Consider the following 20073-nt stretch of genomic DNA (forward strand, 5'->3'; position numbering starts at 1 on the left):
CGGCACGGCATCAAATCTTGGGCGCGGGGCGCCAATGCACGGTGTCTGGATAGGCGCGTCCATGCCTGAAGCACAGGAAGATTTCCACGACGGCGCTCGCGTGAAACCATTCGTCCGATTTGAGGCGCAGTTCGCCGGCTCCGAAGGCAAGGACGGTGCCGTCAGGGAACACTGGGCTCGGCTTGTCGTGAAAAGCTCGCAATCTCTTTGAGGTAGAGACGTTGAAGCTTTCAACCATGCAGGTGACGCCGCCGCCGGCCACCTGAAGATAGTTTCCTTGAGCGTCGGTCAGCGATGCGTACGAATGCCGACCATAACTCTTGAGCGCAAGAAGTCTGCTTTCGAGGACGTGGTCGGATGGCGCACTCGCCGCAGCAAAGTTCTGGCCCTCAAATTTCATGATTGGGAGGTCGAGTTGAAGGTCCGCTTCTGGCCGCTATGCGACCTCAATTCTGCTTTGTTGAAGGCAAGTGGTCGGTCGATCAGCTCAGCGGCGTTCACCGCCAGGGCGAACGCTTCTGCGGCGGCAAAGGTGTAGCTGAGGTCGTTGGAATCTGTCTCATGGTGTGCGCCATCGACCACCCGGACCATCGTCTGCTGAAGCTCATACCCATCAAGCGCGCTGCCGTGGCTGAACCATCGCTCGATGCCTTCCAGAGTGGCCTGGCGGTACATGGATGGAATCTGCGCTTCAGAGACCTCCCAGGCGTAAGCCATGCCCGGCTCCTCAGACGGCTCTATCCTCAAAACTACACGGCCAAACCGGTGCATGCCACCTGCTTGTCGGATGAAGCAGCCTTCAGCGGTGACGGGACTCAAGAAGCGAAGGGGGCGCATGGTCATGAGAATTCTGGAACTGTCGGTGGGCATGGGACGCTGCCAGATTGCAGCCAGCCAAAAGGGCTTCCTACAAGGGACAAAACTGGGAGGCCGTGACGAATGTCCGATCCTGGCCGGATTCTGCCGGCCGCGCCTTCAGTCGTGAAGGCTGACCTGGATGCTGATGCCGGGATGCCGCTTTTCGAGTCCACGTAACCACGCAGACAGCTCGGAGCTCTCATCGCGATAGAGCGTGGCCAAACGAGGAAGACCAATGACCGTGAACTTGGCCGGAAGCGAAGGTTCTGAACCAGCCACCAAGCTCTCACGCAGGAATTCCCACGTGAGCTCGCGGTCAAGCGACAGGCCGAGAAAGCGCGCCACGGCCTGTCGCACGTATAGCGGTGATGTGGCGCCGCTCACGTCAAGCACCGATTTCCTGGTCTCCATCAACATCCTCGTCTATTGAGCGTCCGGTTGCGGGCGAATTCTGCGTCGGCCCCGAACGGCAGGTCTTGGCCGCATTCTGCCTCCCAGTGGTCCCGTCCGGTTCGGGGTCACCAACCAATGTGGGCGAAGCCACCCTCATGATGAAAGACGGTGAGGCCGGAAATCTGAGGCCACATAAATACCACGTCTCCATCGAACATGAACTGAGACGAAAGGTCCACCCTTTGACGTAGTTCTTGAGCCGGGCAGCAAAGCAGTTCGCCGCTGATGAAACTCTCATCGGTGATCACGATGACCTCACCCGGCGGGAGAGGCTTTCCGGCGAATATCAAATCGAACAAGTCGGTTTTTCCATACTGCGCTCCTGTCTCCTCCCAATCTGCGATGGTGAGGAACTTGCATGTAAGGCCTTTGCGCTCCGCGGCTTCAAGAATCGATTCGGGCTGAAGGGTTGCACCGGGAAGAATTCGTTCCAGTAAGGTGCGTGGCAGTGACAAAGAGCTGTTCATCTTCATATTCAAGGCGGCTACCGATTGCGAATGTCCGCTTGAGAGCAAATCGCCCGGAGTTGGCGAACGGCCGGTTCTGGCCGAAATCTGTCAATCTGCCGCTATCGAGGTTGGGCCTCGAAACGCAACAGTTTGATCCTTGTACCCACCGGCACGTCGGTGTCTGACAGTCCGGCAAATGCAATCACGCCCGGCGCGTGTATTGGGCTGACAAGGGCCACGGACGCGAAGTGCGGGGTAATTGAGCCGTCCGGCAACGTCAGTTCGACGCGCAAGCGAGCCACCTCAAAATGGGGTTTCAGCCTAGGCATTGGCAACGATGAGACCGCGTTTGCCAAGACGAAGTACGGCGAGTCCAACATCGCCGACAAAGAGGAACGGCCTCCGCGCAGCGGCATGACTTCGGACGCACTGATTCGGAATTGGACGGACATGATGAATGGCCGATTCAAGCCGAACCGGTCGTACCCAGGACGCCCCGAAACTTGTCGATCCATATTGCGCGAGCTTCCTCTGCTGTCTCCAAATTCCATCGGCGCGACAAGCTACGCGGAATCTCAGTTCCGCAGTCACCGCAGGTCTCGCGAGCGGCCACATAGCTCCATGGATTTTCGCCCGAGTATTTGACCCCGACCATGATGTCACCTGCGACTCGATGTCCCCCACATTCGGGACAACTGAACGGCTTTTCCTCCAAGCGACCTTCACGCTCAAGCTCGCGCCGTCTCTTTCCGTCATCAACCTGCTGCCTGTACCCACGCTTGCATGGCATGCACAGACCGCCATTTAACTCAGCTGTATCTGGGTGAATGGACTCGCCGCAGGTCTTGCAAGGAAGTCGTTCGGTCATATGGGTGGAATGGCTTGTGGTGCTGCTTGAACGTCCGCTCTAAGTAAGGCGAATTGGGCCTCGGCGTCGACTGACAGCTTCTGGCCGACTGTAGCCGGTCGCGTCCTCGGAGACCCTTGCACCTAAAGCAGTCCCTGATGAATGTTTGCCCGGACAGCTAGGTTCGAGGCAACTCCCGAATCTCCACCGTGCCGCCGGCCTCGTAAACTGGATTATCTGCAAGAAATTGCTTCGCGCTTTCGAGGCTGACTGCGCGCACTCGAATGAAGCCACCGAGGTCTTTGCCCGTCGGTTGGCTCGTGTGATTCTTACAGTGGCGCTCCCCACGCCCCATCGAGCTCCCGCCATCAAATTGCCCGGTGCTTCGAAGCTGAGCGAGGTATTGCTCCCAGCGTTTCGCATCATTGGCGGCTTCCGCATTGGGGGCGTCCTCATGCATGAGTAGCATGTATTCATTCACTCTTATTCTCCTTCGCCCACGTTAAGCATGCTCACCACCGAGCAGCTGTGGTCAACGGCCGGTTATAGCCGAATGTAGCCGGTCGGGCTTCCGCCGCGAAGGGCCCTAAGTCCCCTTCAGCAATAGCTCGAAGCGGTCGCACGTGACAGCCTCGTCACCAAACTCCAACTCAAGCGCGATGCGAACAAGCGCAGGATAGGCAAACCAATACTGCCGACGAAGGGCATCACTCACAAACTGGTCACCCAGTTCTGCGCGGTAGTAGCGTTCATGCCATGCATCAAGCGGCTCACTGTCGATTCGCATGAGTCGCTTTCGATAATGAGTCATGAGTGCCGCAAACCGACCTCGGGTCTTGATGCCGAATCTCGCGAGCTCAGGCAAGAGCTCTTCGAACGAAGCCTCGCCATAGTCGTTCTTCTTCGGGAAGATCTTTCTCATCGAGGATTGGAGCAGCGCCGCATTGAGCGACTCGGCAGCGCGGAGTCTTCGTGCAGAAATCGGTATTTCCATCCGTCGATCGGTTGCGTTGAATCGCCTCTTGATTGCTCTCTCGGTGTCCGGCAAGCCGCTACGCCCGAAACCAGATCCTGAGCGTCACATACATCGCATAGCCAAGGGCAAGCACGATCCACGTCAGGAAGAACACGTTGGCCCAGTACTCCCCGGCTTGCGTCGCAAGGGTGTAGACCTGCATCTTGCAGGCCTTGCCGATGCATGGCACCTCAGCTCGAACCAGTGCGCGCAACAAGGCGAACAAGAGGTAGCACCCCAAGCCAGCGGTCACCAGGAATCCCACTGGCCCCAGGATTCCCTCGGTGCGTTCGCCGCTCTCGCTCCACCGCCCCTTCCGAAGCAGGTTTTGCCCGAACTTGTACCAGGCAAATCCGAGCAAAAGCATCAGCGAGTAGTAAATGACAGTACGCATGTCCATCGAGTCGTTGAGTTGTGAGGTGTGAGGTGGTGGCAGGTGAGTCGACGGAATGCTATCCGACCAACGCGTGCGCATCACCCCGCCACGCCATGCGCGACGGCACCTCGCCTGCCTGCATCGCTCAGGCGGCCACGGCTCGCACGGGGCTCCGCAGCAAGCTCACCACGCTCCCGGCCAACGCGGCCAGGGCCGCCATGCCCAACCCCCAATGCACCGCGCTGTGCGCCGATAGCAGCGCAAACGCCAGGCTCATCCACAGGCTGCCGAGCGTCAGCCCCGTGAGCCGCGCCGTGCCTTGGGCGCCACCGGCGGCCCCGCTGCGCGCCTTGGGTGCCGAGAGCAGCATGTTCTGGTTGTTGGGCGTCTGGAAGAAGCCGAAGCCCAGGCCGGCGAGGCTCGTGAACACCGCGATCGGCAACATCGAGCTGCCGTGCAGCGGCCACAGCGCGCACAGGGCGAGGCCCAGCGCGAAACACGCACTCCCCGCGGCGCACAGCCATGCGGTCGGCACACGCTGGGCCAGGCGTGCCGACAGCGGCGCGGCCAGCATCACCGCCAAGGGCCAGGGGGTCATCAGGAGGCCGGCGGTCACCGCGCTCTGGCCGAGTTCGTGCTGGATGTAGAACGGCAGAGCCACAAGGGCCGCCATCTGGCCGGTGAAGCAGCACACGGAGGCAATCACCGAGACCCGAAAGGAATGCACGCGCAGCAGGTCGAGCGGAATCAGCGGCGCCGCCTTGGGCATTTCGCGCCGCACCAGCAAGACCATGCAGATGGCCGACAGCGCGAGCAACGCGCCGCCTTGCAGCGGATGCGCCACGAGCCGGTCGCATCCCATGACGAAGGCGGCAAACATGACCGCGTTGAGCGCGATGCTCCACACGTCGATCTGGCGCGCCGAGCGCGGCGGGCTCGGCAACCCCGCGCAGGCGACCAGCACGACGAGGCCGATCGGCAGGTTCACCGCAAAGAGCCACGGCCAGCCTGCCACCGAAAGCATGAAAGCGCCAAGGGCAGGCCCCGCCGCCGAAGCGGCCGCGACGGCGAGCGCGTTCCAGGCGATGGAGCGCGCCAGCAATCGACGCGGATAGGTGAAACGCAGCAACGCCAGCCCAAGCGGCATCACGGCCGCGCTGCCCAGGCCCTGGAGGCACCGCGCGGCCACGAGCCACGGCAGCGAAGGAGCCAACGCGCACAACACCGACGCCACGGTGAAGAGCGCCACGCCACCGGCGAACACGCGCCGATACCCGAACCGCTCCCCGATGGCAGAAGCGGGCAACAGAAACATCACCACGGCCAGCTGGTAGGCGGTGACGATCCAGACGGCATCGGCGGGCGTCGCCTGCAATTGCTGCGCGATGCTCGGCAGCGCGATGTTGGCGATGGCGCCGTCGAGCACCACCAGCACACCCGCGCCCAGAATCGCGGCGACGGCTGCGAAGCGTCGCGGCAGCGGCAGGCCATCGGCGTCTTGCACCGCGTTCGCCTCTGGGGTCTGGACGGCGCGGGCCGGGTTGGAAGAAGCGTTCGGTCTGAGCGTAGATGACAACATGATGGGCAACTGGAAAAGGCACGCTCTATTGCGTCAAGTCAGCTTAGGACCGCGCACCCGGCTTGCCCAGCGCGTGGTGCGCAGCTTGTTCCTGCATGCGACGCCTGTCGAAACCGCCGCAGCCGTGATAGGTTGCGGGCCATGCCAACAGACACCGACCTGAATCTGCTGTTTGCGTTGAACGCGCTTCTTTCCGAGGGCAGCGTCGCGAAAGCCGCCGAGCGCCTGGGCCTGAGCGAGTCGGCCATGAGCCGCGCGCTCGCGCGATTGCGGGAATCCACAGGAGACGAGCTCCTGGTGCGCGCGGGCCGCGCGATGGTGCTCACGCCGCACGCGCTGGCACTGCGCGATCGCGTGAGGGAGCTGGTGCAGGAATCACGCGCGGTGCTTCACCCCGCCGGCGCCGACATGGACCCTAGCGCGCTCCAGCAGCTCTTCACCATTCGGGCCAACGACGGCTTCATCGAGGGTTTCGCGCACCAGCTGGTGGCGCGCGCCGCGCACGAGGCGCCCGGCGTTCGCCTGCGCTTCGCACCCAAGCCCGACAAGGACGTTCGCCCCCTGCGCGAGGGATTGATCGACCTGGACATCGGCGTGCTCGGCGAGTCGGGCCCGGAGGTGCGGGTGCAGGCGCTGTTTCGCGACCACTTCGTCGCCGTGGTGCACGAGGGCCATCCCCTGCTCGCCGCACCCGCGATCACTGCAGAGCGCTATGCAGCCTGCGACCACGTGGTCACGTCGCGCCACGGCCGGACCGAGGGGCCGGTGGACGTTGCGCTCGCGGCGATGGGCCTGGTGCGCAATGCGGCGGTCGTCGTGCCCAGCTTCGGCACCGCCCTGGCGATCGCGGCCGCGACCGATCTGGTGGCACTGATCCCGTCCTCGTACTTCGAACACCTGAGGGTGCGTGGCACGCTGCGCGCGTTTCCACTGCCGATGCCGACGGCGCAGATCACCGTCTCGCAGATGTGGCATCCGCGCCTGGACCGCGACCCTGCGCACCGGTGGCTGCGCGGCGTGGTGCTCGAGGTTTGCCGGCCATTGAACGAGCAGACGAAAGCGCCGTGATCCTGCCCTCGAAGTTCGGCCTTGAACATCGGTTTCATGGGCTGATGCTGGCTGGCAGAAACCGAAGCTTCTTTGTCATTGCCGCAGCCATCCGCAACTCCTAGACTCGCCGCTCGATGCGCGCCCTGAGCATGTCAGGAGGCCTCCCCATTTTTTTCGGCAACGCCCCCCCGTAAGGAGTGAGCAGCATGTCAAAGCTTCGATTGAGGATCTCGATGTCGCTGGACGGTTTCGTCGCCGGTCCGAACCAGAGCTTGAAAGAACCGCTGGGCACTGGCGGCGAGCAATTGCACGAGTGGGTGTTCAATCTGGAGGCCTGGCGGCGCCCGCATGGCCTGGAGGGCGGCGTGGTGAACGAGAGCACGCCGGTGATGGAGGAAGAACTCGCCAACATCGGCGCGACCCTCATGGGCCGCAACATGTTCGGCGGCGGGCCGGGTCCGTGGAACACGGCAGATCCGTGGAACGGATGGTGGGGCAGCAATCCACCGTTTCGCCATCCGGTGTTCGTGCTGACGCATCACGCGCGCGAACCGCTCGTGATGGAAGGCGGCACGACCTTCACGTTCGTCACCGACGGGATCGAAAGTGCGCTGGAGCAGGCCCGGCGTGCTGCGGGTGGAAATGACGTGGCGCTCGCGGGCGGTGCCCATGTTGCGCGGCAGTATTTGAAGGCGGGCCTGGTCGATGAAGTGCAGCTTCATCTGGCCCCCACGCTGCTCGGCAGCGGTGAACGCTTGTTCGAGGACGCCGATGCCCTGCGGGGCCTGGCCATGGTGAAGACGGTCGCGGCACCGGATGTGGTGCATCTGAAATTCGCGAGGAAGTAGAAGCCTTTCTCAGTCCAGCCGGATCCCGGTGCGCTTGGCCAGCGCCGCGTACTTGTCGATCTGCTGGCGCAGGAACTCGGCGAAGACCTCGGGCGGCTCGACCGAGACGACGACCCCATCGCTGGCCAGCCGGTCGCGGATGCGCGGGGTCTGCAAGGTGCGCGCGATCTGGGTGCTCAGCGTGTCGACGAACCGGTCCGGCGTGCGAGCGGGTGCAACGAAGCCGTAGAAGCCGACCAGCTCGAAGCCGGGCAGCGACTCCGCAATGGCGGGCAACTGCGGATACGCCGTGGCCCGCCGCCCACTCGTGATGCCCAGCGCCCGGATGCGCCGTGCGCGCAGGTGCGGCAGTGCGGACTCCAGCGTCACGAACGCCAGCGGCAGGTCGCCGCCGATGAGCGCGCGGTAGACCTGCGAGCTGCCGTTGTAGGGCACATGCGCGAGCGGGACATCGGCTTCGATGGCAAGCAGCTCGCCCGCCAGGTGCGACACCGAGCCGATGCCCAGCGACGCGTACTGCAGCGGCGGATCGGTGCGCCGCGCCAGCTCGATCACCTCGGCCACGCTGTGGGCAGCGAAGCCGGCCTGCGCGACCAGCACGACGATCGAATGACCGCCCAGGCAGACGGGCTTGAAGTCGGTGAGCGCGTTGTACGGCATGTGCTGGCGCATCGCCTGGTTGACGGCGTGCGGCGAGAACACGATGCCGAAGGTGTTGCCATCGGGCGCGGCCATGGCCACCGCCTGCGTGCCGATGATCATGCCGCCGCCCGGCCGGTTGTCGACCACCACCGGCCGCTCGAGCGCCCCCGCAAGGTCCTTGGCGAGCAGGCGCGCCATGAAGTCGGCCGCACCGCCGGGCGCCTGCGGCACGATCATGCGCAGCGCCCGTGTCGTGCCGTTGGCGGCCAGCGCATCGCGGCCGCACAGGGCGGCGCTCGCCATGGCGGCGAGCATTGCGCGCCGCGTGGCTGACGTGGCGCCGCTCACCGCCGCAGCCTGCGCGACGCGCGCCGGAACTCGGCCGCGAGCGCCGCGGCCGATGCGGTCAGCGGCCGCATCGTCGGGGTCATGAGGTACTGCACGGCCGGCGGCAGATCGACTTCGATGGGCAGCACCTTCAGCAGCCCCTTCGCCCGCAGCGGCTCCAGCGCGGCCAGGCTGTTCAGCGTGACGTAGTCGCTCTGCAGCAGCATGGAAATCAGCGCGCTCGACGAATCGCAATGCGCCACCAGCGTCGGATCGGGCAGGCCGTGCTTGCGCATCAACGAAACGATGGCCGGCCCGCCGGTCTGCTGCACGCTGTAGAGCCAGCCATAGGGCGCCAGGCTCGCAAGGTCGCGTGCATCGGCGGCCGGGTGGTCCGCACGCACGACGATGCCCAGGTCGGAACTGCACAACTGCTCGGTGTGCAGGTCGGAGACGCTCTGGTCGGTCGGCAGCGGGCCGACCGCGAAATCGATCCTGGCTTCGCGCAGCGCCGCGATGGTCGACGACGAACGACCGCCGAGCACGCTGACCAGCGCGTTGGGCGTGTGCTCCCGAAACCGCGCTACGGCCACCGGCAGCAGCATGGCTTCGGCCGTGGCCGACAGGCCCACGGTAATGAGCTTGTGGGCGTCGCCGTTGAGGCTCTCGATTTCCTCCTGCATGTGCCGCAGCTCCGCATCGACGATGCGTGCGCGGCGCAGCACGATGCGACCGAACTCGGTGGGTTCGACACCGCGCGCGGAACGCACCAGGAGTGGCACGCCCAACGACTTTTCGAGCGCAGTGAGGTTCTTGCTGACGGCGGCCTGCGCGAGGCCAAGCTTGCGCGCGGCGGATCGAACACTGCCAGTTTCGATGACTGCTATCAAATCTCTTAGATGGGCCTCTCGCACAATGTCTCGTATGTAATTTTCGTTTTGAACTAAACGATTATCCGGCAAGGACCCATTCGGCGCAGCGCAATCGCAGGCGCTCTCAGGGCGCAGCGCAACGCTGCCACGCCGCGCGAATGCTGGAGGTGCGGCACTGCGACCATGGGGTGTCCACCTGCGGTGAACGAGTTAACCGCCGGTGTGCATGCGGGGCGCGCAAGCCGCGGCCCACCCTTCGGCGAATGAGAGGCATCAGGGCGCAGCGGCCCGCGGCGGTTGGGCCCAGGCCTTGTCGCTCGACCAGTGGAAGTGGACGATGCGAAAGCTGTCGCCGGCGCGGCGCACGATCGCCGTCTCCTGCATCACCTGATCGATCGGCTTGCCATCGGGCAGCTTGCCGGTGACGTGGTAGGTGCTGAGCACCCAGCGCTCGTTGCCGCTGCCGCCGACACGACGTGCCTGCAAGGTCCAGTCGGAGACGGCGGCCATGTCGATGTCGCCCGGCAGATGGCTCAACGCATAGGCCTCGACCGTCGGGTCGGTCACGCCGAACTCGAACACCACCAGCGAACGGTCCAGGTAAGACAGTGCACCGCCCGTGTCCTTGCGCTTGAGCGCCGCGTGGAAGCCATCGACCGCATCGGCCGGCAGCTTCACGGTCTGCGCCCCTGCCGCGCCGGCCAGGGCCAGGCTCGCGGCGGCGAGCAACGCGTGCGCCCTTTTCACCCACGCACCGTGGCACATCGCCGTCTCTGCGCGCGGTGCGTTACGCATTGGCGTCGACCAGCTTGGGGTCGATCAATTCGATGACGACGATGTCCCCCTCGGCCACGCCTTCCATCGAAGGATCTGTGCTGCGCACCGTGAGTTCGTCGGGCGTATTGCTCTTGAGCCACAAGGTCCTGCCGAACATCTTTCCTCGGATGAAGGTCAGCCGCCAGCCGCGCATCTCGTTGCGCTTGGGCGCCACCATGCCCGGGCCAATCGGCTCGAAGCGCAGCGTGGAGATGCGGCCCGCCTTGCCGGCCTGGCCCACGCGGGTCACCTTCGCGGTGAAACGCCGCACCGCGGGGTCGACCGCATCGTGGCCGGCGACCTGCATCCCGTCGAACCGCATCGGCTCGGCCGCGGCGTGAAGCGTGGTCAGCAAGACCGCGGCCAGCAGCGAAGCGCGCGCGCCGGCCAGCACCCATGTCGTGAGCAACATCACTGTCCCTTGCCTGAATTGAAAGTCGGCGATGTTATCGACGCGGCGCTCGCGTGCAAGGGACGGCAACGCATTGCAATCAGCGTTCGCGCGCGAAGAAAGCGCGCGACTTTCGTGCCGCAACGCGAGTGTCCGCGGGGCCTTGTGACGGGCGCGATGCGTCGATCCACGTGCTCACCTGCGATGAACGAGTCAACCGTTGGTCATCTTCTGGCGCATCGGATTCACAACTAATCTCTCCGGCCACTTCACACCACATTCACCCGACATGCCGGCTTCCGTGACGACTCGCACCCGCTGGCTCCTGTGGCTCGCAACGGTGCTCGTTGTGGGCCTGGCAGCACGGTGGTGGTGGCCCTCGTCCGATGACGCGGTAGTGCCGGCGCCGATTGCGTCAGTCGGGTCGGCTGCACCCGTCACGTCTGCGCCAGCCGCCCCGGCACCGATGCCACCGGCCTCCCCAAAGCCGGTCGATGCCGCACGGTCCGCCTCGGCGTTCAAGCTCGTCGGCACGGTCGTGGCGGCCGACGGCAACGACAGCTTCGCGTTGATGCGTCGCACGGCGGACTCGCAGCTCATGCAGTTGCGCGTCGGCGCCCACGTCGAAGGCCTGACCGTCAGCGCGATCCAGTCCGACAGCGTCGTGCTGGCCGGCGCAGGACAGGCCCTCGTGATCGAAGCCGACAGAACCACCGTGTCGCCCGCGCCCGCTCCCGCAGTCAATCCCCCTCGTGCCCCGGACGTGGAGCCGGCCTGGGCGGGGGACCCCGCCCCCTTCGGGCATTGACGCGAACACCCTCCCCCGCTCTCCCCAGGTCCCGTGTTTTTTTGACAGAGAAAGAAAGAAGAACCATGAAAAGAAGACAACCCCCAAAAGCCAACCTGTTGTTGATTGCTTCGCTGACCAGCGCGTTGCTGCTCGCCGCGTGCGGCGGCAGCAACGACAGCGGCGCGCCGCCCCTCATCATTCCGCCTGGCCAGCCACCCGCAGGCACAGAGCAACCACCCGCCGACACCGGGCCGGTGGCGCAGGACTACGTGACACCACCTCGCATCTGCGAGCCCGGCCCCGGCGACCAGGGGGAACCGGGGGTCAATGGCCACATCCCCAAATCGGCGATGTACGACGCCACCACCAACCCCGATGGCTTCCAGGGCTACTGGTGCGGCGCGAGAAAGGTCGCGCAGCACACGCTGTTCGGCCGCGGCGCCTTCGGCGACCTGCAGATCAAGGCCAAGGGGTCGACGCGCTGCGCCTATGCCTCCAATCGCGATGGCGCGGCCGGCGGCGATGCGGCGCTCACCACCGGCATCATCGTGTTCGACATGAAGACGCCGTCGAAGATGCAGGTTGCGCCCGCGAGCGGCGACACCACGGTCGTCGGCACTGCGCCCTCGGCCAGCGTCAAGGTGACGAGCACCAACAAATGGGGCGAGGAAACCACCGCCACCACGCCCGTCAACCCGAACGGGAAGATCCTGCGCACGCCGGCGGCGCTCGAAGCCTATTCGGGTCTGGAGCTCTCCGGCGACCTGCTGGTGGCCGGCTACAAGGACAACAAGATGGTGGACGTCTATGACGTCAGCGATTGCCTGCACCCCGTTCCGCTGAACGCGAGCTACCAGTCTTCCGGCGGCCACCACGACGGCTGGCTCTCACCGGACGGCAAGACCTGGTATGGCGTGCCGTTCGGCACCACCGCCAAGGACGGTGGTACGACGCTCATCACGGGCGGCACCTCCCCCACGGACGAGAACTTCGCCAACTACACCATCGACACGAAGCGCGTCGACCTGCACATCACCAGCCTGGACGATCCGAAGAACCCGAAGCTGCTCCTGAGCTGGAACCGGTCGATGCTGCCCGACGAGGTGAAGAGCAACAAGAACTGGCGGATCATGGCGGCGACCAACGTGCACGACGTCAGCACCAACCCGGACGGCACGCGCATCTATCTCGCGGTGTACGGCGGCGGCGGCCAGGTGGCCGGCAACCTGCCGACCCCCACCACGACGTTCTGGAGGGACCAGACCTGCGCCAACGGCCTCCTGGTCATGGACTCGAGCGACATCGTCAAGCGGGTGGCCGATCCGAAGCTGAAGTACGTGAGCTTCCTCTCGTGGTGCGACCAGCAGCCCAACCCCGAGTTCGAGCAGGGTGGCTACACCCGGATGACCTCTACCGCCGCGACCCACGCGACCGAATGGGTGCGTCACGTCAACGGCAAGGAGTACATCGTCTCGACCGACGAGTCGTACGCCCTGACCACGAGCGACACCAACGGCCTGCCGAACCAGTGCAAGCAGCAGAGCTTCGGCCGCATGATCGACATCTCGGACGAGAAGCACCCCAAGATCGTCGGTACCTTCGAGCAGGACGCCAACAAGGCCAGCGTGTGCCCGACGCTGGTGGCGGAAGGCGGCAATGTCCCGATGGTTCACTACCTGAACTTCGACGACCGCAACAACATGCGCGTGGCGGTGTACGCGGCGGCCTCGGGCGGCATCCGTTTTGCCGACTGGACCGATCCGACGAGCCCCAAGGAAATCGCCTACTACATCGCCCGGCGCAACACGCCGAGCAAGATGGACTTCTCGCGGCCCGATCCGCGCTACGACGCCGAGAACTGCCTGTACTACACGGGCTGGAACCAGGGCGGACTGGTCTCGATCGAGCTGACCAACCCGCAGTACAACGCCTGCATGAGCCGCACCGCGAACGTCAACGGCAAGGTGGCCACGGCGCAAGGCGACATCACCGTCGCCCTGAAGGCCGGCCGCACCACCGACGGGCCGACCGCCAGCCTGAGCATCGACGGACTGGGCAACAAGGTGCAGCTGACTTCGGTCACACGCCTCGGCTCGGCGATCGACGCGGATGGCGCGCAGGTCACGGCGACCAGGAACTCGGTGCAGATCGATGGCGTCGGCACCTTCAACGACCAGCCGGCGAAGTTCCGCATCCAGGTGACCGACAACGGCGAGAACAAGGGTTTCTTCTCGCTGACCTGCACCGAAGGCTGCTCGTTCACGACCAATGGCTACCTGCAGGGCGGCGGGAAGCTGGCGGTGGCGAATCTGAAGAGTTGATCCACGCCCCGGGGTCGCACGAGCGACCCGACCCCAGCCCCCGGCTCGCGGCGAGCCGGGGGCTTTTCTTTTGGCCTCGGCCAGTTCAGTCCGCGGGCTTTGTCGATGACCGGGAACTCGCTGCGAACGCTCAGTGCCGCGGATGCCCCTTCCCCCGATCAACGGCATGCGGCTCAACAATCACGACCGCTCGTGCAGTCGATGGCTCGCATCCGACACTCAAGTGCAAGGACATGGTCGATGTGCCTGTGGAGTTCGACTTCGGCAGCGCGCGCCGGATGCCGAGCAGCAGCCGCGTCAGCGCCGCGATAGATCAGGTGATGTCGGAGACGGCGATCAGCCCACGATGGGCTGCGCCATGATCCAGAGGCTCAGGCTCGTATAGGCCACCATGAGCACGAGCATCGGCAACTGGCTCAGCAGTGCCGCGCGGTGGCTCGCGAAGCGACGCGTCGCCTCGACATGCGCGACGATGACCGCCAGCACATGGCCGACGACGATCAGCGTGACGGCTGTGTACCAATAGACGGCCGGGCTGACGATGCCCAGGTTGACGGCCTGCCCGCGCGTGCCGAACAGGTTCCAGCCCCAGCCGAACGGGTCCGACGCGAGCGGGACGATGAACTGCCCCGTCGTCAGCAGCAGCGATGCATAGTGCGCGAGGTGGTAGGCCACGGCGATCGGCACCAGGCTCCAGACCATCGCGTTCAGGTCCGCGTGCGTCGAGCTGCCGGCCAGGCGCAGCATCCACGCGCTCACGCCGCGAAAGATCAGCACGAAGGCCAACGGGAACAGCAGCAGCACCACGGTGTTCAGCCACTGCGTCTCGTCCATGCCCGTTGCGGAGGAGAGCATGAACAGCGCCTCGGCCACCGGGCGCGCAGTCTGCGCGGCGGTGCCGAGGCTGTCCATCAGCGGCGTCTCGTGGAAGCCGTCGAAGGTGACCGTGGCGAGCATCAAGAGCACGAACACGGCGACCGAATTGGGCACCGCCCCCTCCGTCAGCAAGCCTGCGCCGTAGGGCCGCAGGCGCAGGCGCGCGGGCTCGGTCGGCGTCGAGCTGCGCATCTCGAGCGGTGCGAAGCGGCTCAGCACGCGGAACGCCATCGCGAAAGCGTCGCCCTTGCTGCACCATGCCTCCACACCGAACAGCAGCATGCCGCACCAGCTCAAAGCCGCATAGGCCAGCAGACCGGAGGCGAGCGCGCGGGGAACGTCCTTGTCCTGCCAGACCAGTTCGGCCCACGCGAAGGCGAAGAACAGAACGACCGACGGCCACGCGCCCAACCACGCGGGCCACGGCAGCGCCAGCGATTCGCGCCTGCCGGTCAGGCGGGCGACCGCGCGATACAGCGTGGGCAAGGGGTTGACGACTTCCCACAGGTCGCCGATGAGCGCGCAGAAGAAAGCCATGCCCACCCACCACAGCACCCAGACCATCGTGACGATCAGGTTCGCATACGCGTCTTCGTTGCCGAAGAAACCGGTCGCCAGCGTCAGCACGAATACCGCGCAGCTGAAGATGCGCAGCACGACCGCGAGCGGATGCGCGATGCGGAGCAACGGCGCGAACCGCAGCAGGTCGATGCTGCGAAGGAACGCCGCACCCAAGCCGCGCCGCCGCGCGAACAACGCCAGCGCCGCAAAGGTCAGCACGAGGGTCGCGCCGGCCCCCGTGAGCCAGAGCCACAGCGGCAGCGGCAGGTCGAAGCGCTGGCCGAAGCCATGCGCGTTTGCGCGGCCGGTCACGCACGCGACGGCGAAACCGAACCCGGATCGAAAGGAGTTCAGAGCGTGCCTACGGATGAACTTCGATGAACATCACCGCGCGGTGATTGCCCGGCCCGTGGCGATGCTCGTGCACAGGGAAACGGCCCGCCAGGTCGGCCTTGAAGGCCAGCAGCGCGGGCGCGGGCGGCGCGACCTTCGTCTCGATGTCGTAGCCGTGCAGATGCAGCACCAGGGGCTGGTCGCTCACCACGCTCACCTGCACCTGGTCGCCCTGGCGCACCTTCAGCGTGTCGTCGCCCTTGATGCGGCCGCCCACGAGCTCGACCGAGAACTTCGGCGAGGCGGCCGCGGCGACGCCTGCGATCGGCGCCAGTGCCGCCAGCGCGATCAGCCGCAGGCGCCAGCGGTACGGGTTTGGGTTTGTCGTGGCAGTGGTCATGCTCACTCCGCGTACTGCCCTGCCGCCTTGATGACAGATCCCCACTTCTCGATTTCGGCGGCGACGAACTTCTTGTGCTCCGGCCCGTTGACCCGTGCGTCGCTGATGATCACCGCGCCGAGCCCTTCCTGGCTTTTGACGAAGGCGGGATCCTTCAGCGCCACCTTCAGTGCCGCGTTGAGCTTGTCGGTGACCGCCTTGGGCGTTCCCTTGGGCGCGAAGAGGCCATGCCAGATGCTGACGTTGAAGCCCTTCAGGCCGCTCTCGTCGAGCGTTGGCAGCGCGGCCAGCGCGGGCGTGGTCAGGCGCTTCTGCGTCGTCACCGCATAGGCCTTCACCATGTTGCCTTCGATCTGCGCGGTGGTGTTGGTGGTCTGGTCGCACATGACGTCGACCTGGCCGCCGATGAGGTCGGTCATCGCCGGCGCGGTGCCCTTGTAGGGGATGGTCTGCACCTCGATCTTCAGCGCGTTCTGCAGCATCAGCCCGCACAGGTGCGAGGCCGAGCCGATGCCGGCGTTGGCCAGGTTGGTCTTGCTCGCGTTGGTTTCGAGCCATTTGCGCAGCTCGGCGAAGTTGGTGGCGGGCAGCGTCTTCTTGCTGATGACGGTCATCGGCACCTCGTTGATGAGGCCCAGGTACTCGAAGCCGTTCAGTGTGTCGTAGGGGAGCTTGCGGTACAGCGCGGGCGAGGTCGCCATGCTCACGTGGTGCAGCAGCAGCGTGTAGCCGTCGTTGGGTGCGCGTGCCGCCTTGGCCGCACCGAGCGTGCCGCCGGCGCCACCGCTGTTGTCCACGGCGATGGCGACATTGCCCAATTGCTTGCGCAGCGCCTCCGCGAAGTCGCGCGCCACCTTGTCGGTCGGCCCGCCGGCGGCGAACGGCACCACGAGCGTGATCGGCTTGTCGGGATACTCGGCGAAGGCTGGGAGTGCGGCGATGGCCGAGATCGCGATCGCAAGGAGGCGCTTCTTCATTGATTGTTGTCTCGAGGGATAGGAAGCCGAAAATCCTATCGATCGCTTGCGCCAGGCAGAAGATGACCGGTTGTTAAGGCAGTCACTTTCGGTGAACGCCGCGAACTGCTGCGAAGCGAATGCCGTCGTCGAACGACGAGCCATCGATATCTGCGGCGTCATGCTCCGGGGCAGACAGGCGAGAAGCGCGGAATCTTCTTGTGAATGCGCTTCGGGCAATGGCGGCTTGTGCCCCTTCCGTGCGGCGCGCAAAATCGCACTCCCGACCTGGAGGATGGAACATGACGATTCCGTACTTTGTCCTGACGCGCGATCAGCGCGAAGTTCCTCTGAATGTGCTTGGCACGCAAGTCACCGTTCTGGCGTCGAATGCGGCAACCCAGAGCTATGGGATCACCTTTCAACAGGGCAGCGAGGGAACCGGCCCGCCGCCGCACAGCCACGATTGGGACGAATCCTTCTACGTCCTCGACGGCGAGATCGACTTTCACTGCGACGGGCGCGTCCACGCGTGCCATCCCGGAACACTCGTGCACGTGCCGCGCGGAACGGTGCACGGCTTTCAGTACGGCAAAGGTGGCGGCAGGATGCTGGAGATCACCGGACAAGGCGCGTTGGCCGCCCAGATGTTCACCGCCGTCGACCACGAGGTTCCAGCGGGACCGCCCGATGTTCCGGCGCTGCTGGCCGTTCTTGAACGCCACGGGGTCACGGTAGCGGGCTGAGCGGCGCGTCCCCTGTCTTGTGGTCAGTCCCACCAGACATTCTTCATGGGTAGCCTTGCGGCGCAGCGATCTGCCAGCATCTTCTGCGAATAGGGCGGCACGTGTTTCACATCAACAGTTTCCAAGATGCTCAACTGACGCATCAGCTCGGCAAACGACGGGGCACGAAACTCGCCCGCATGTTCGTTCAAGGATGCCTGCATTTCTCCGTCGCTCGTTCTGACGTGCGGATGAAGCAAGATCAACGCAGTGCTGTCATCCGCATACTTTCCGATGAGGATCGCACGACCATAGTCGCTCGTGCGCCCGGATATCGAGTCCTGAGCGACGCCATAAGAGAAGTACTCATGGTCGCCGGAGTGAATTGGCACGGTCTGCATGAGCGCCCAGTAATCGGGCTCCAGGTCCTTGAACAAACCTACATCGTCCAGTTCCAGCATTCCCACGAATCGAGAGCGGTTGTGCGGATCGAATCCTGACGGTGCGAGCGCCTGTGACTTGTATGCGATCCAGAAATCCTTGTACGACTTCGGGAGCTCCATCTTCAGTCGAGCTTCAAGCTGAGCGAGACCCGTCTTCAGTTCGGTCTCGGTTGGGCCCGGTGGGCCGCCAGGTGTTTGCTGCCCGAGGACCATCAGATGACGCAGACCTCTCGCGGCCTCTGGCTTCGTCGAATACAACTCAAACGAAGACTTGCGCCAGCAGTCCATGAAGACGCTCCAGTCCCTGGAATTTCCCGCATAGGCTGAGTGCCGATCGCGCAGTTGGATCGTGGTCTTCGTGCCCTCAACCTTCGGACTTGGATCGGCTTCGTCCCCGCACCCCGACAGCATGAACAACGCGCACAGGCTTGCCAGGAGCCGGGAACGGAAAGATGGCCTCGACGCCGAAGAGGATGAATCCAGGTCACTTATGGGAGGAAAAGGCAAGAGGCGATCGTTCATCGATTCGCTCGCGCAGCAATCAAGTGGCGCCGGCGAGGAATGCCTTGGCCCGCGCCAACAATTCCTTGGTCGCCTTTTTGCCCGGGCGTCGATCGGCGATCTTCCCGGCAAGTCGCTCGACGATAGACCGATGCCCCATGCCAATGGCGATCTCCAGCAGTTCTTCCTGGTGCGGATGGATCACTGTGTAGTCCCTGCCGACTTCGTCGCACCGCGATACGGCTTCGTCGAACAGATGCGCAAAGCGGTCGGCCTCGTGCCGGGCGTTCAGCAGCAGCTGGAAGAAGGCCCACTCCACCATGTGCTTGTCATTCAGAAGCCCTTGCCCGGCCCAATCGAAGGCAATGGCCTGGCGCAGCAGCGGCTCTGCGGTCTCGATCTCGGCCGCACGATTGAATGCGATGCCCGCGCGCACGAGGTGGTTCATCGCCTGATTCGGTTTGGACTGATTCGCACGATGCTCGGCATCCGCTCGTTCGGCCGCAAGGCAGAAAAGCAAGGCGGCCTCGGCGTGGAGCTGTCGGTCCTGCCGGCGATGCGCGCGGTCGCCAATATCGAATGCCGAGAAAGGTGCGTCGGCTTTCTCTTTGATCAATGCCCGTGCGGCATCGCGGTCAAAAGTCGGCAGGTTCATTGCTGGATGAAAAAGTGGGAGACGAATTGTGCCGCGACCGTAGAGGTCTTCCACATCGTGCCGCAATCCACTCCCTCACCCACCGATGCCCCGCATCCCGATGCCGCCTTTCATGCCACAGCATCGCCATCTCATACCCCGGCACCTCCAGCGGTGCCTCCACCACCCGCAGCCCTGGCGCGCGGCGCGCCAATCGCTCGGGCAGCATCGCCACCATGTCGGTCTCGGCCAGCACCGACATCATGAAAAGAAAGTGCGGCACCGACAGCGCCACGCGACGCGCCATTCCCATCTGCGCCAGCGCATCGTCGGTCGGCCCGACGAAGCCGCCGCCGCTCATCGACACCACCACATGCTCCATCGCACAGAACTGCGCGAGCGTCGGCTTTCGCTTCAGCCGCGGATGCCCCGCCCTCCCCGCCAGCACGTAGCGCTCGTTGAACAGCACCCGCCGATGCAGCCCAGCCGGCGCGCCCACGCTGGTGTGAAAGAACAGATCGATCTCCCCATGCTCCAGCTGTCGTGCCATGCGCGACGGCACCGCCTCCACCACGGCCAGCCGGGTGTTCGGCGCCGCCTTGCGCAGCCCGGCCAGCGCCGGCAGCAGGATCGCCGACTCGGCATAGTCGGCCGCAGCCACGCGCCAGGTGGTGGTCGCCTCGGCGGGGTCGAAGGGCTTGGTCGGCGCTACCGCGCGGCCCAGTGACTCCAGTGCTTCGCGCAGCGGCTCGCGCAGTTCGTCGGCACGCGCCGTGGGCCGCATGCCGCGTTGCGCCGGCACCAACAGCGGGTCATTGAACGCCTCGCGCAGTTTGGCGAGCTGCACACTCACCGAGGGCTGCGAGAGGTTCAGGCGCTCGGCGGCGCGGGTGACGTTGCGCTCTGCGAGCAGCACATCGAGCGTGATCAGCAGGTTGAGGTCGAGACGGTTGAAATTGTTCATGGCAATGGCTGGAATTCGAACTATTCATTTCCAATATATCGCCACC

The 20073-nt window shown here is 64.8% G+C and carries 23 protein-coding genes; 5 read left to right on the forward strand and 18 right to left on the reverse strand.

The annotated features are described in order from the left end of the window. Window positions 1-10: 10 nt before the first annotated feature. The 8 genes from J2W23_RS07455 to J2W23_RS07490 form a co-directional block, all read right to left on the reverse strand. Complete coding sequence (locus tag J2W23_RS07455) at window positions 11-400, reverse strand: hypothetical protein (protein WP_307648245.1); 390 nt, start codon at window positions 398-400, stop codon at window positions 11-13. Beyond that, window positions 397-870, reverse strand: coding sequence for a hypothetical protein (locus tag J2W23_RS07460; RefSeq protein WP_307648246.1), 474 nt, complete (start codon window positions 868-870; stop codon window positions 397-399). Before J2W23_RS07460 ends, J2W23_RS07455 begins: the two co-directional genes overlap by 4 nt. Window positions 871-975: 105 nt before the next feature. Continuing rightward, window positions 976-1269 carry a hypothetical protein gene (locus J2W23_RS07465; protein WP_307648247.1) on the reverse strand — a complete coding sequence of 98 codons (294 nt, stop codon included), beginning with the start codon at window positions 1267-1269 and terminating at the stop codon, window positions 976-978. Window positions 1270-1376: 107 nt separating this feature from the next. After that, window positions 1377-1778 (reverse strand): hypothetical protein, encoded by a 402-nt coding sequence (locus J2W23_RS07470; RefSeq protein ID WP_307648248.1) that lies wholly within the window; start codon window positions 1776-1778, stop codon window positions 1377-1379. Window positions 1779-2785: 1007 nt separating this feature from the next. Beyond that, window positions 2786-3088 carry a YciI family protein gene (locus J2W23_RS07475; RefSeq protein ID WP_307648249.1) on the reverse strand — a complete coding sequence of 101 codons (303 nt, stop codon included), beginning with the start codon at window positions 3086-3088 and terminating at the stop codon, window positions 2786-2788. A 105-nt stretch (window positions 3089-3193) separates the two neighbouring features. Next, complete coding sequence (locus tag J2W23_RS07480) at window positions 3194-3601, reverse strand: hypothetical protein (protein ID WP_307648250.1); 408 nt, start codon at window positions 3599-3601, stop codon at window positions 3194-3196. A 58-nt stretch (window positions 3602-3659) separates the two neighbouring features. Beyond that, window positions 3660-4022, reverse strand: a complete 363-nt coding sequence (locus J2W23_RS07485; protein WP_307648251.1) for a hypothetical protein — start codon at window positions 4020-4022, stop codon at window positions 3660-3662. A 121-nt stretch (window positions 4023-4143) separates the two neighbouring features. Continuing rightward, window positions 4144-5577 carry an MFS transporter gene (locus J2W23_RS07490; RefSeq protein WP_307648252.1) on the reverse strand — a complete coding sequence of 478 codons (1434 nt, stop codon included), beginning with the start codon at window positions 5575-5577 and terminating at the stop codon, window positions 4144-4146. 141 nt (window positions 5578-5718) lie between these two features. Between J2W23_RS07490 and J2W23_RS07495 the strand changes: the two genes are divergently transcribed. Then, window positions 5719-6645 (forward strand): LysR family transcriptional regulator, encoded by a 927-nt coding sequence (locus tag J2W23_RS07495; protein ID WP_307648253.1) that lies wholly within the window; start codon window positions 5719-5721, stop codon window positions 6643-6645. Window positions 6646-6833: 188 nt separating this feature from the next. Then, window positions 6834-7475 (forward strand): dihydrofolate reductase family protein, encoded by a 642-nt coding sequence (locus tag J2W23_RS07500; protein ID WP_307648254.1) that lies wholly within the window; start codon window positions 6834-6836, stop codon window positions 7473-7475. A gap of 9 nt (window positions 7476-7484) precedes the next feature. On the opposite strand, the gene J2W23_RS07505 is transcribed toward J2W23_RS07500, so the two are convergent. From J2W23_RS07505 to J2W23_RS07520, 4 genes are all read right to left on the reverse strand, one after another. Then, window positions 7485-8432: a tripartite tricarboxylate transporter substrate-binding protein gene (locus J2W23_RS07505; RefSeq protein ID WP_307648255.1), complete on the reverse strand. Its 948-nt coding sequence runs from the start codon at window positions 8430-8432 to the stop codon at window positions 7485-7487. A gap of 29 nt (window positions 8433-8461) precedes the next feature. After that, on the reverse strand, window positions 8462-9334 hold the full coding sequence (locus J2W23_RS07510) for a LysR family transcriptional regulator (protein WP_307648256.1): 873 nt from the start codon (window positions 9332-9334) through the stop codon (window positions 8462-8464). 255 nt (window positions 9335-9589) lie between these two features. Beyond that, window positions 9590-10111, reverse strand: coding sequence for a YybH family protein (locus tag J2W23_RS07515; RefSeq protein WP_307648257.1), 522 nt, complete (start codon window positions 10109-10111; stop codon window positions 9590-9592). Beyond that, complete coding sequence (locus J2W23_RS07520; RefSeq protein WP_307648258.1) at window positions 10104-10544, reverse strand: hypothetical protein; 441 nt, start codon at window positions 10542-10544, stop codon at window positions 10104-10106. The genes J2W23_RS07515 and J2W23_RS07520 overlap by 8 nt, the downstream gene beginning before the upstream one ends. Window positions 10545-10989: 445 nt before the next feature. Here J2W23_RS07520 and J2W23_RS07525 point away from each other — a divergent pair, with 445 nt between their 5' ends. Together J2W23_RS07525 and J2W23_RS07530 are read left to right on the forward strand one after the other, a co-directional pair. Further along, the gene (locus tag J2W23_RS07525) at window positions 10990-11331 is read left to right on the forward strand and encodes a type II secretion system protein N (protein ID WP_307648259.1); all 342 of its coding nucleotides are present in this window, start codon (window positions 10990-10992) and stop codon (window positions 11329-11331) included. A gap of 65 nt (window positions 11332-11396) precedes the next feature. Continuing rightward, window positions 11397-13634, forward strand: a complete 2238-nt coding sequence (locus J2W23_RS07530) for a hypothetical protein (RefSeq protein ID WP_307648260.1) — start codon at window positions 11397-11399, stop codon at window positions 13632-13634. A 336-nt stretch (window positions 13635-13970) separates the two neighbouring features. Here J2W23_RS07530 and J2W23_RS07535 read toward each other — a convergent pair whose 3' ends face one another. From J2W23_RS07535 to J2W23_RS07545, 3 genes are read right to left on the reverse strand one after another with little or no spacing between them, the layout of a single operon-like run. Continuing rightward, a complete protein-coding gene (locus tag J2W23_RS07535) occupies window positions 13971-15383 on the reverse strand; it encodes a hypothetical protein (RefSeq protein WP_307648261.1) in 1413 nt (470 codons plus the stop codon). A 49-nt stretch (window positions 15384-15432) separates the two neighbouring features. Continuing rightward, window positions 15433-15804 carry a hypothetical protein gene (locus J2W23_RS07540; protein WP_307648262.1) on the reverse strand — a complete coding sequence of 124 codons (372 nt, stop codon included), beginning with the start codon at window positions 15802-15804 and terminating at the stop codon, window positions 15433-15435. 2 nt (window positions 15805-15806) lie between these two features. Beyond that, a complete protein-coding gene (locus tag J2W23_RS07545) occupies window positions 15807-16781 on the reverse strand; it encodes a tripartite tricarboxylate transporter substrate-binding protein (RefSeq protein WP_176656689.1) in 975 nt (324 codons plus the stop codon). A gap of 281 nt (window positions 16782-17062) precedes the next feature. On the opposite strand from J2W23_RS07545, the gene J2W23_RS07550 reads away from it, so the two are divergent. Further along, window positions 17063-17506: a cupin domain-containing protein gene (locus J2W23_RS07550; protein ID WP_307648263.1), complete on the forward strand. Its 444-nt coding sequence runs from the start codon at window positions 17063-17065 to the stop codon at window positions 17504-17506. Window positions 17507-17529: 23 nt separating this feature from the next. On the opposite strand, the gene J2W23_RS07555 is transcribed toward J2W23_RS07550, so the two are convergent. From J2W23_RS07555 to J2W23_RS07565, 3 genes are read right to left on the reverse strand one after another with little or no spacing between them, the layout of a single operon-like run. Continuing rightward, window positions 17530-18450, reverse strand: a complete 921-nt coding sequence (locus J2W23_RS07555) for an SMI1/KNR4 family protein (RefSeq protein ID WP_307648264.1) — start codon at window positions 18448-18450, stop codon at window positions 17530-17532. A gap of 19 nt (window positions 18451-18469) precedes the next feature. Continuing rightward, window positions 18470-19084, reverse strand: a complete 615-nt coding sequence (locus J2W23_RS07560) for a hypothetical protein (protein ID WP_307648265.1) — start codon at window positions 19082-19084, stop codon at window positions 18470-18472. Then, window positions 19065-20027: a LysR family transcriptional regulator gene (locus J2W23_RS07565; RefSeq protein ID WP_307648266.1), complete on the reverse strand. Its 963-nt coding sequence runs from the start codon at window positions 20025-20027 to the stop codon at window positions 19065-19067. Before J2W23_RS07565 ends, J2W23_RS07560 begins: the two co-directional genes overlap by 20 nt. Window positions 20028-20073: the final 46 nt, after the last annotated feature.

This window comes from Variovorax boronicumulans (assembly GCF_030812215.1).
Classification (GTDB): Bacteria; Pseudomonadota; Gammaproteobacteria; order Burkholderiales; family Burkholderiaceae_C; genus Variovorax; species Variovorax boronicumulans_C.

What these genes read in the sequence shown, in the direction of transcription:
- J2W23_RS07500 (WP_307648254.1), top strand. Translation starts at nt 6,834, where the DNA reads ATGTCAAAGCTTCGATTGAGGATCTCGATGTCGCTGGACGGTTTCGTC.
- J2W23_RS07550 (WP_307648263.1), top strand. Translation starts at nt 17,063, where the DNA reads ATGACGATTCCGTACTTTGTCCTGACGCGCGATCAGCGCGAAGTTCCT.
- J2W23_RS07455 (WP_307648245.1), bottom strand. Translation starts at nt 400, where the DNA reads ATGAAATTTGAGGGCCAGAACTTTGCTGCGGCGAGTGCGCCATCCGAC.
- J2W23_RS07480 (WP_307648250.1), bottom strand. Translation starts at nt 3,601, where the DNA reads ATGGAAATACCGATTTCTGCACGAAGACTCCGCGCTGCCGAGTCGCTC.
- J2W23_RS07470 (WP_307648248.1), bottom strand. Translation starts at nt 1,778, where the DNA reads ATGAACAGCTCTTTGTCACTGCCACGCACCTTACTGGAACGAATTCTT.
- J2W23_RS07490 (WP_307648252.1), bottom strand. Translation starts at nt 5,577, where the DNA reads ATGTTGTCATCTACGCTCAGACCGAACGCTTCTTCCAACCCGGCCCGC.
- J2W23_RS07495 (WP_307648253.1), top strand. Translation starts at nt 5,719, where the DNA reads ATGCCAACAGACACCGACCTGAATCTGCTGTTTGCGTTGAACGCGCTT.
- J2W23_RS07505 (WP_307648255.1), bottom strand. Translation starts at nt 8,432, where the DNA reads ATGCTCGCCGCCATGGCGAGCGCCGCCCTGTGCGGCCGCGATGCGCTG.
- J2W23_RS07465 (WP_307648247.1), bottom strand. Translation starts at nt 1,269, where the DNA reads ATGGAGACCAGGAAATCGGTGCTTGACGTGAGCGGCGCCACATCACCG.
- J2W23_RS07545 (WP_176656689.1), bottom strand. Translation starts at nt 16,781, where the DNA reads ATGAAGAAGCGCCTCCTTGCGATCGCGATCTCGGCCATCGCCGCACTC.
- J2W23_RS07460 (WP_307648246.1), bottom strand. Translation starts at nt 870, where the DNA reads ATGCCCACCGACAGTTCCAGAATTCTCATGACCATGCGCCCCCTTCGC.
- J2W23_RS07515 (WP_307648257.1), bottom strand. Translation starts at nt 10,111, where the DNA reads ATGCGTAACGCACCGCGCGCAGAGACGGCGATGTGCCACGGTGCGTGG.
- J2W23_RS07530 (WP_307648260.1), top strand. Translation starts at nt 11,397, where the DNA reads ATGAAAAGAAGACAACCCCCAAAAGCCAACCTGTTGTTGATTGCTTCG.
- J2W23_RS07565 (WP_307648266.1), bottom strand. Translation starts at nt 20,027, where the DNA reads ATGAACAATTTCAACCGTCTCGACCTCAACCTGCTGATCACGCTCGAT.
- J2W23_RS07525 (WP_307648259.1), top strand. Translation starts at nt 10,990, where the DNA reads ATGCCACCGGCCTCCCCAAAGCCGGTCGATGCCGCACGGTCCGCCTCG.
- J2W23_RS07485 (WP_307648251.1), bottom strand. Translation starts at nt 4,022, where the DNA reads ATGGACATGCGTACTGTCATTTACTACTCGCTGATGCTTTTGCTCGGA.
- J2W23_RS07555 (WP_307648264.1), bottom strand. Translation starts at nt 18,450, where the DNA reads ATGAACGATCGCCTCTTGCCTTTTCCTCCCATAAGTGACCTGGATTCA.
- J2W23_RS07540 (WP_307648262.1), bottom strand. Translation starts at nt 15,804, where the DNA reads ATGACCACTGCCACGACAAACCCAAACCCGTACCGCTGGCGCCTGCGG.
- J2W23_RS07560 (WP_307648265.1), bottom strand. Translation starts at nt 19,084, where the DNA reads ATGAACCTGCCGACTTTTGACCGCGATGCCGCACGGGCATTGATCAAA.
- J2W23_RS07520 (WP_307648258.1), bottom strand. Translation starts at nt 10,544, where the DNA reads ATGTTGCTCACGACATGGGTGCTGGCCGGCGCGCGCGCTTCGCTGCTG.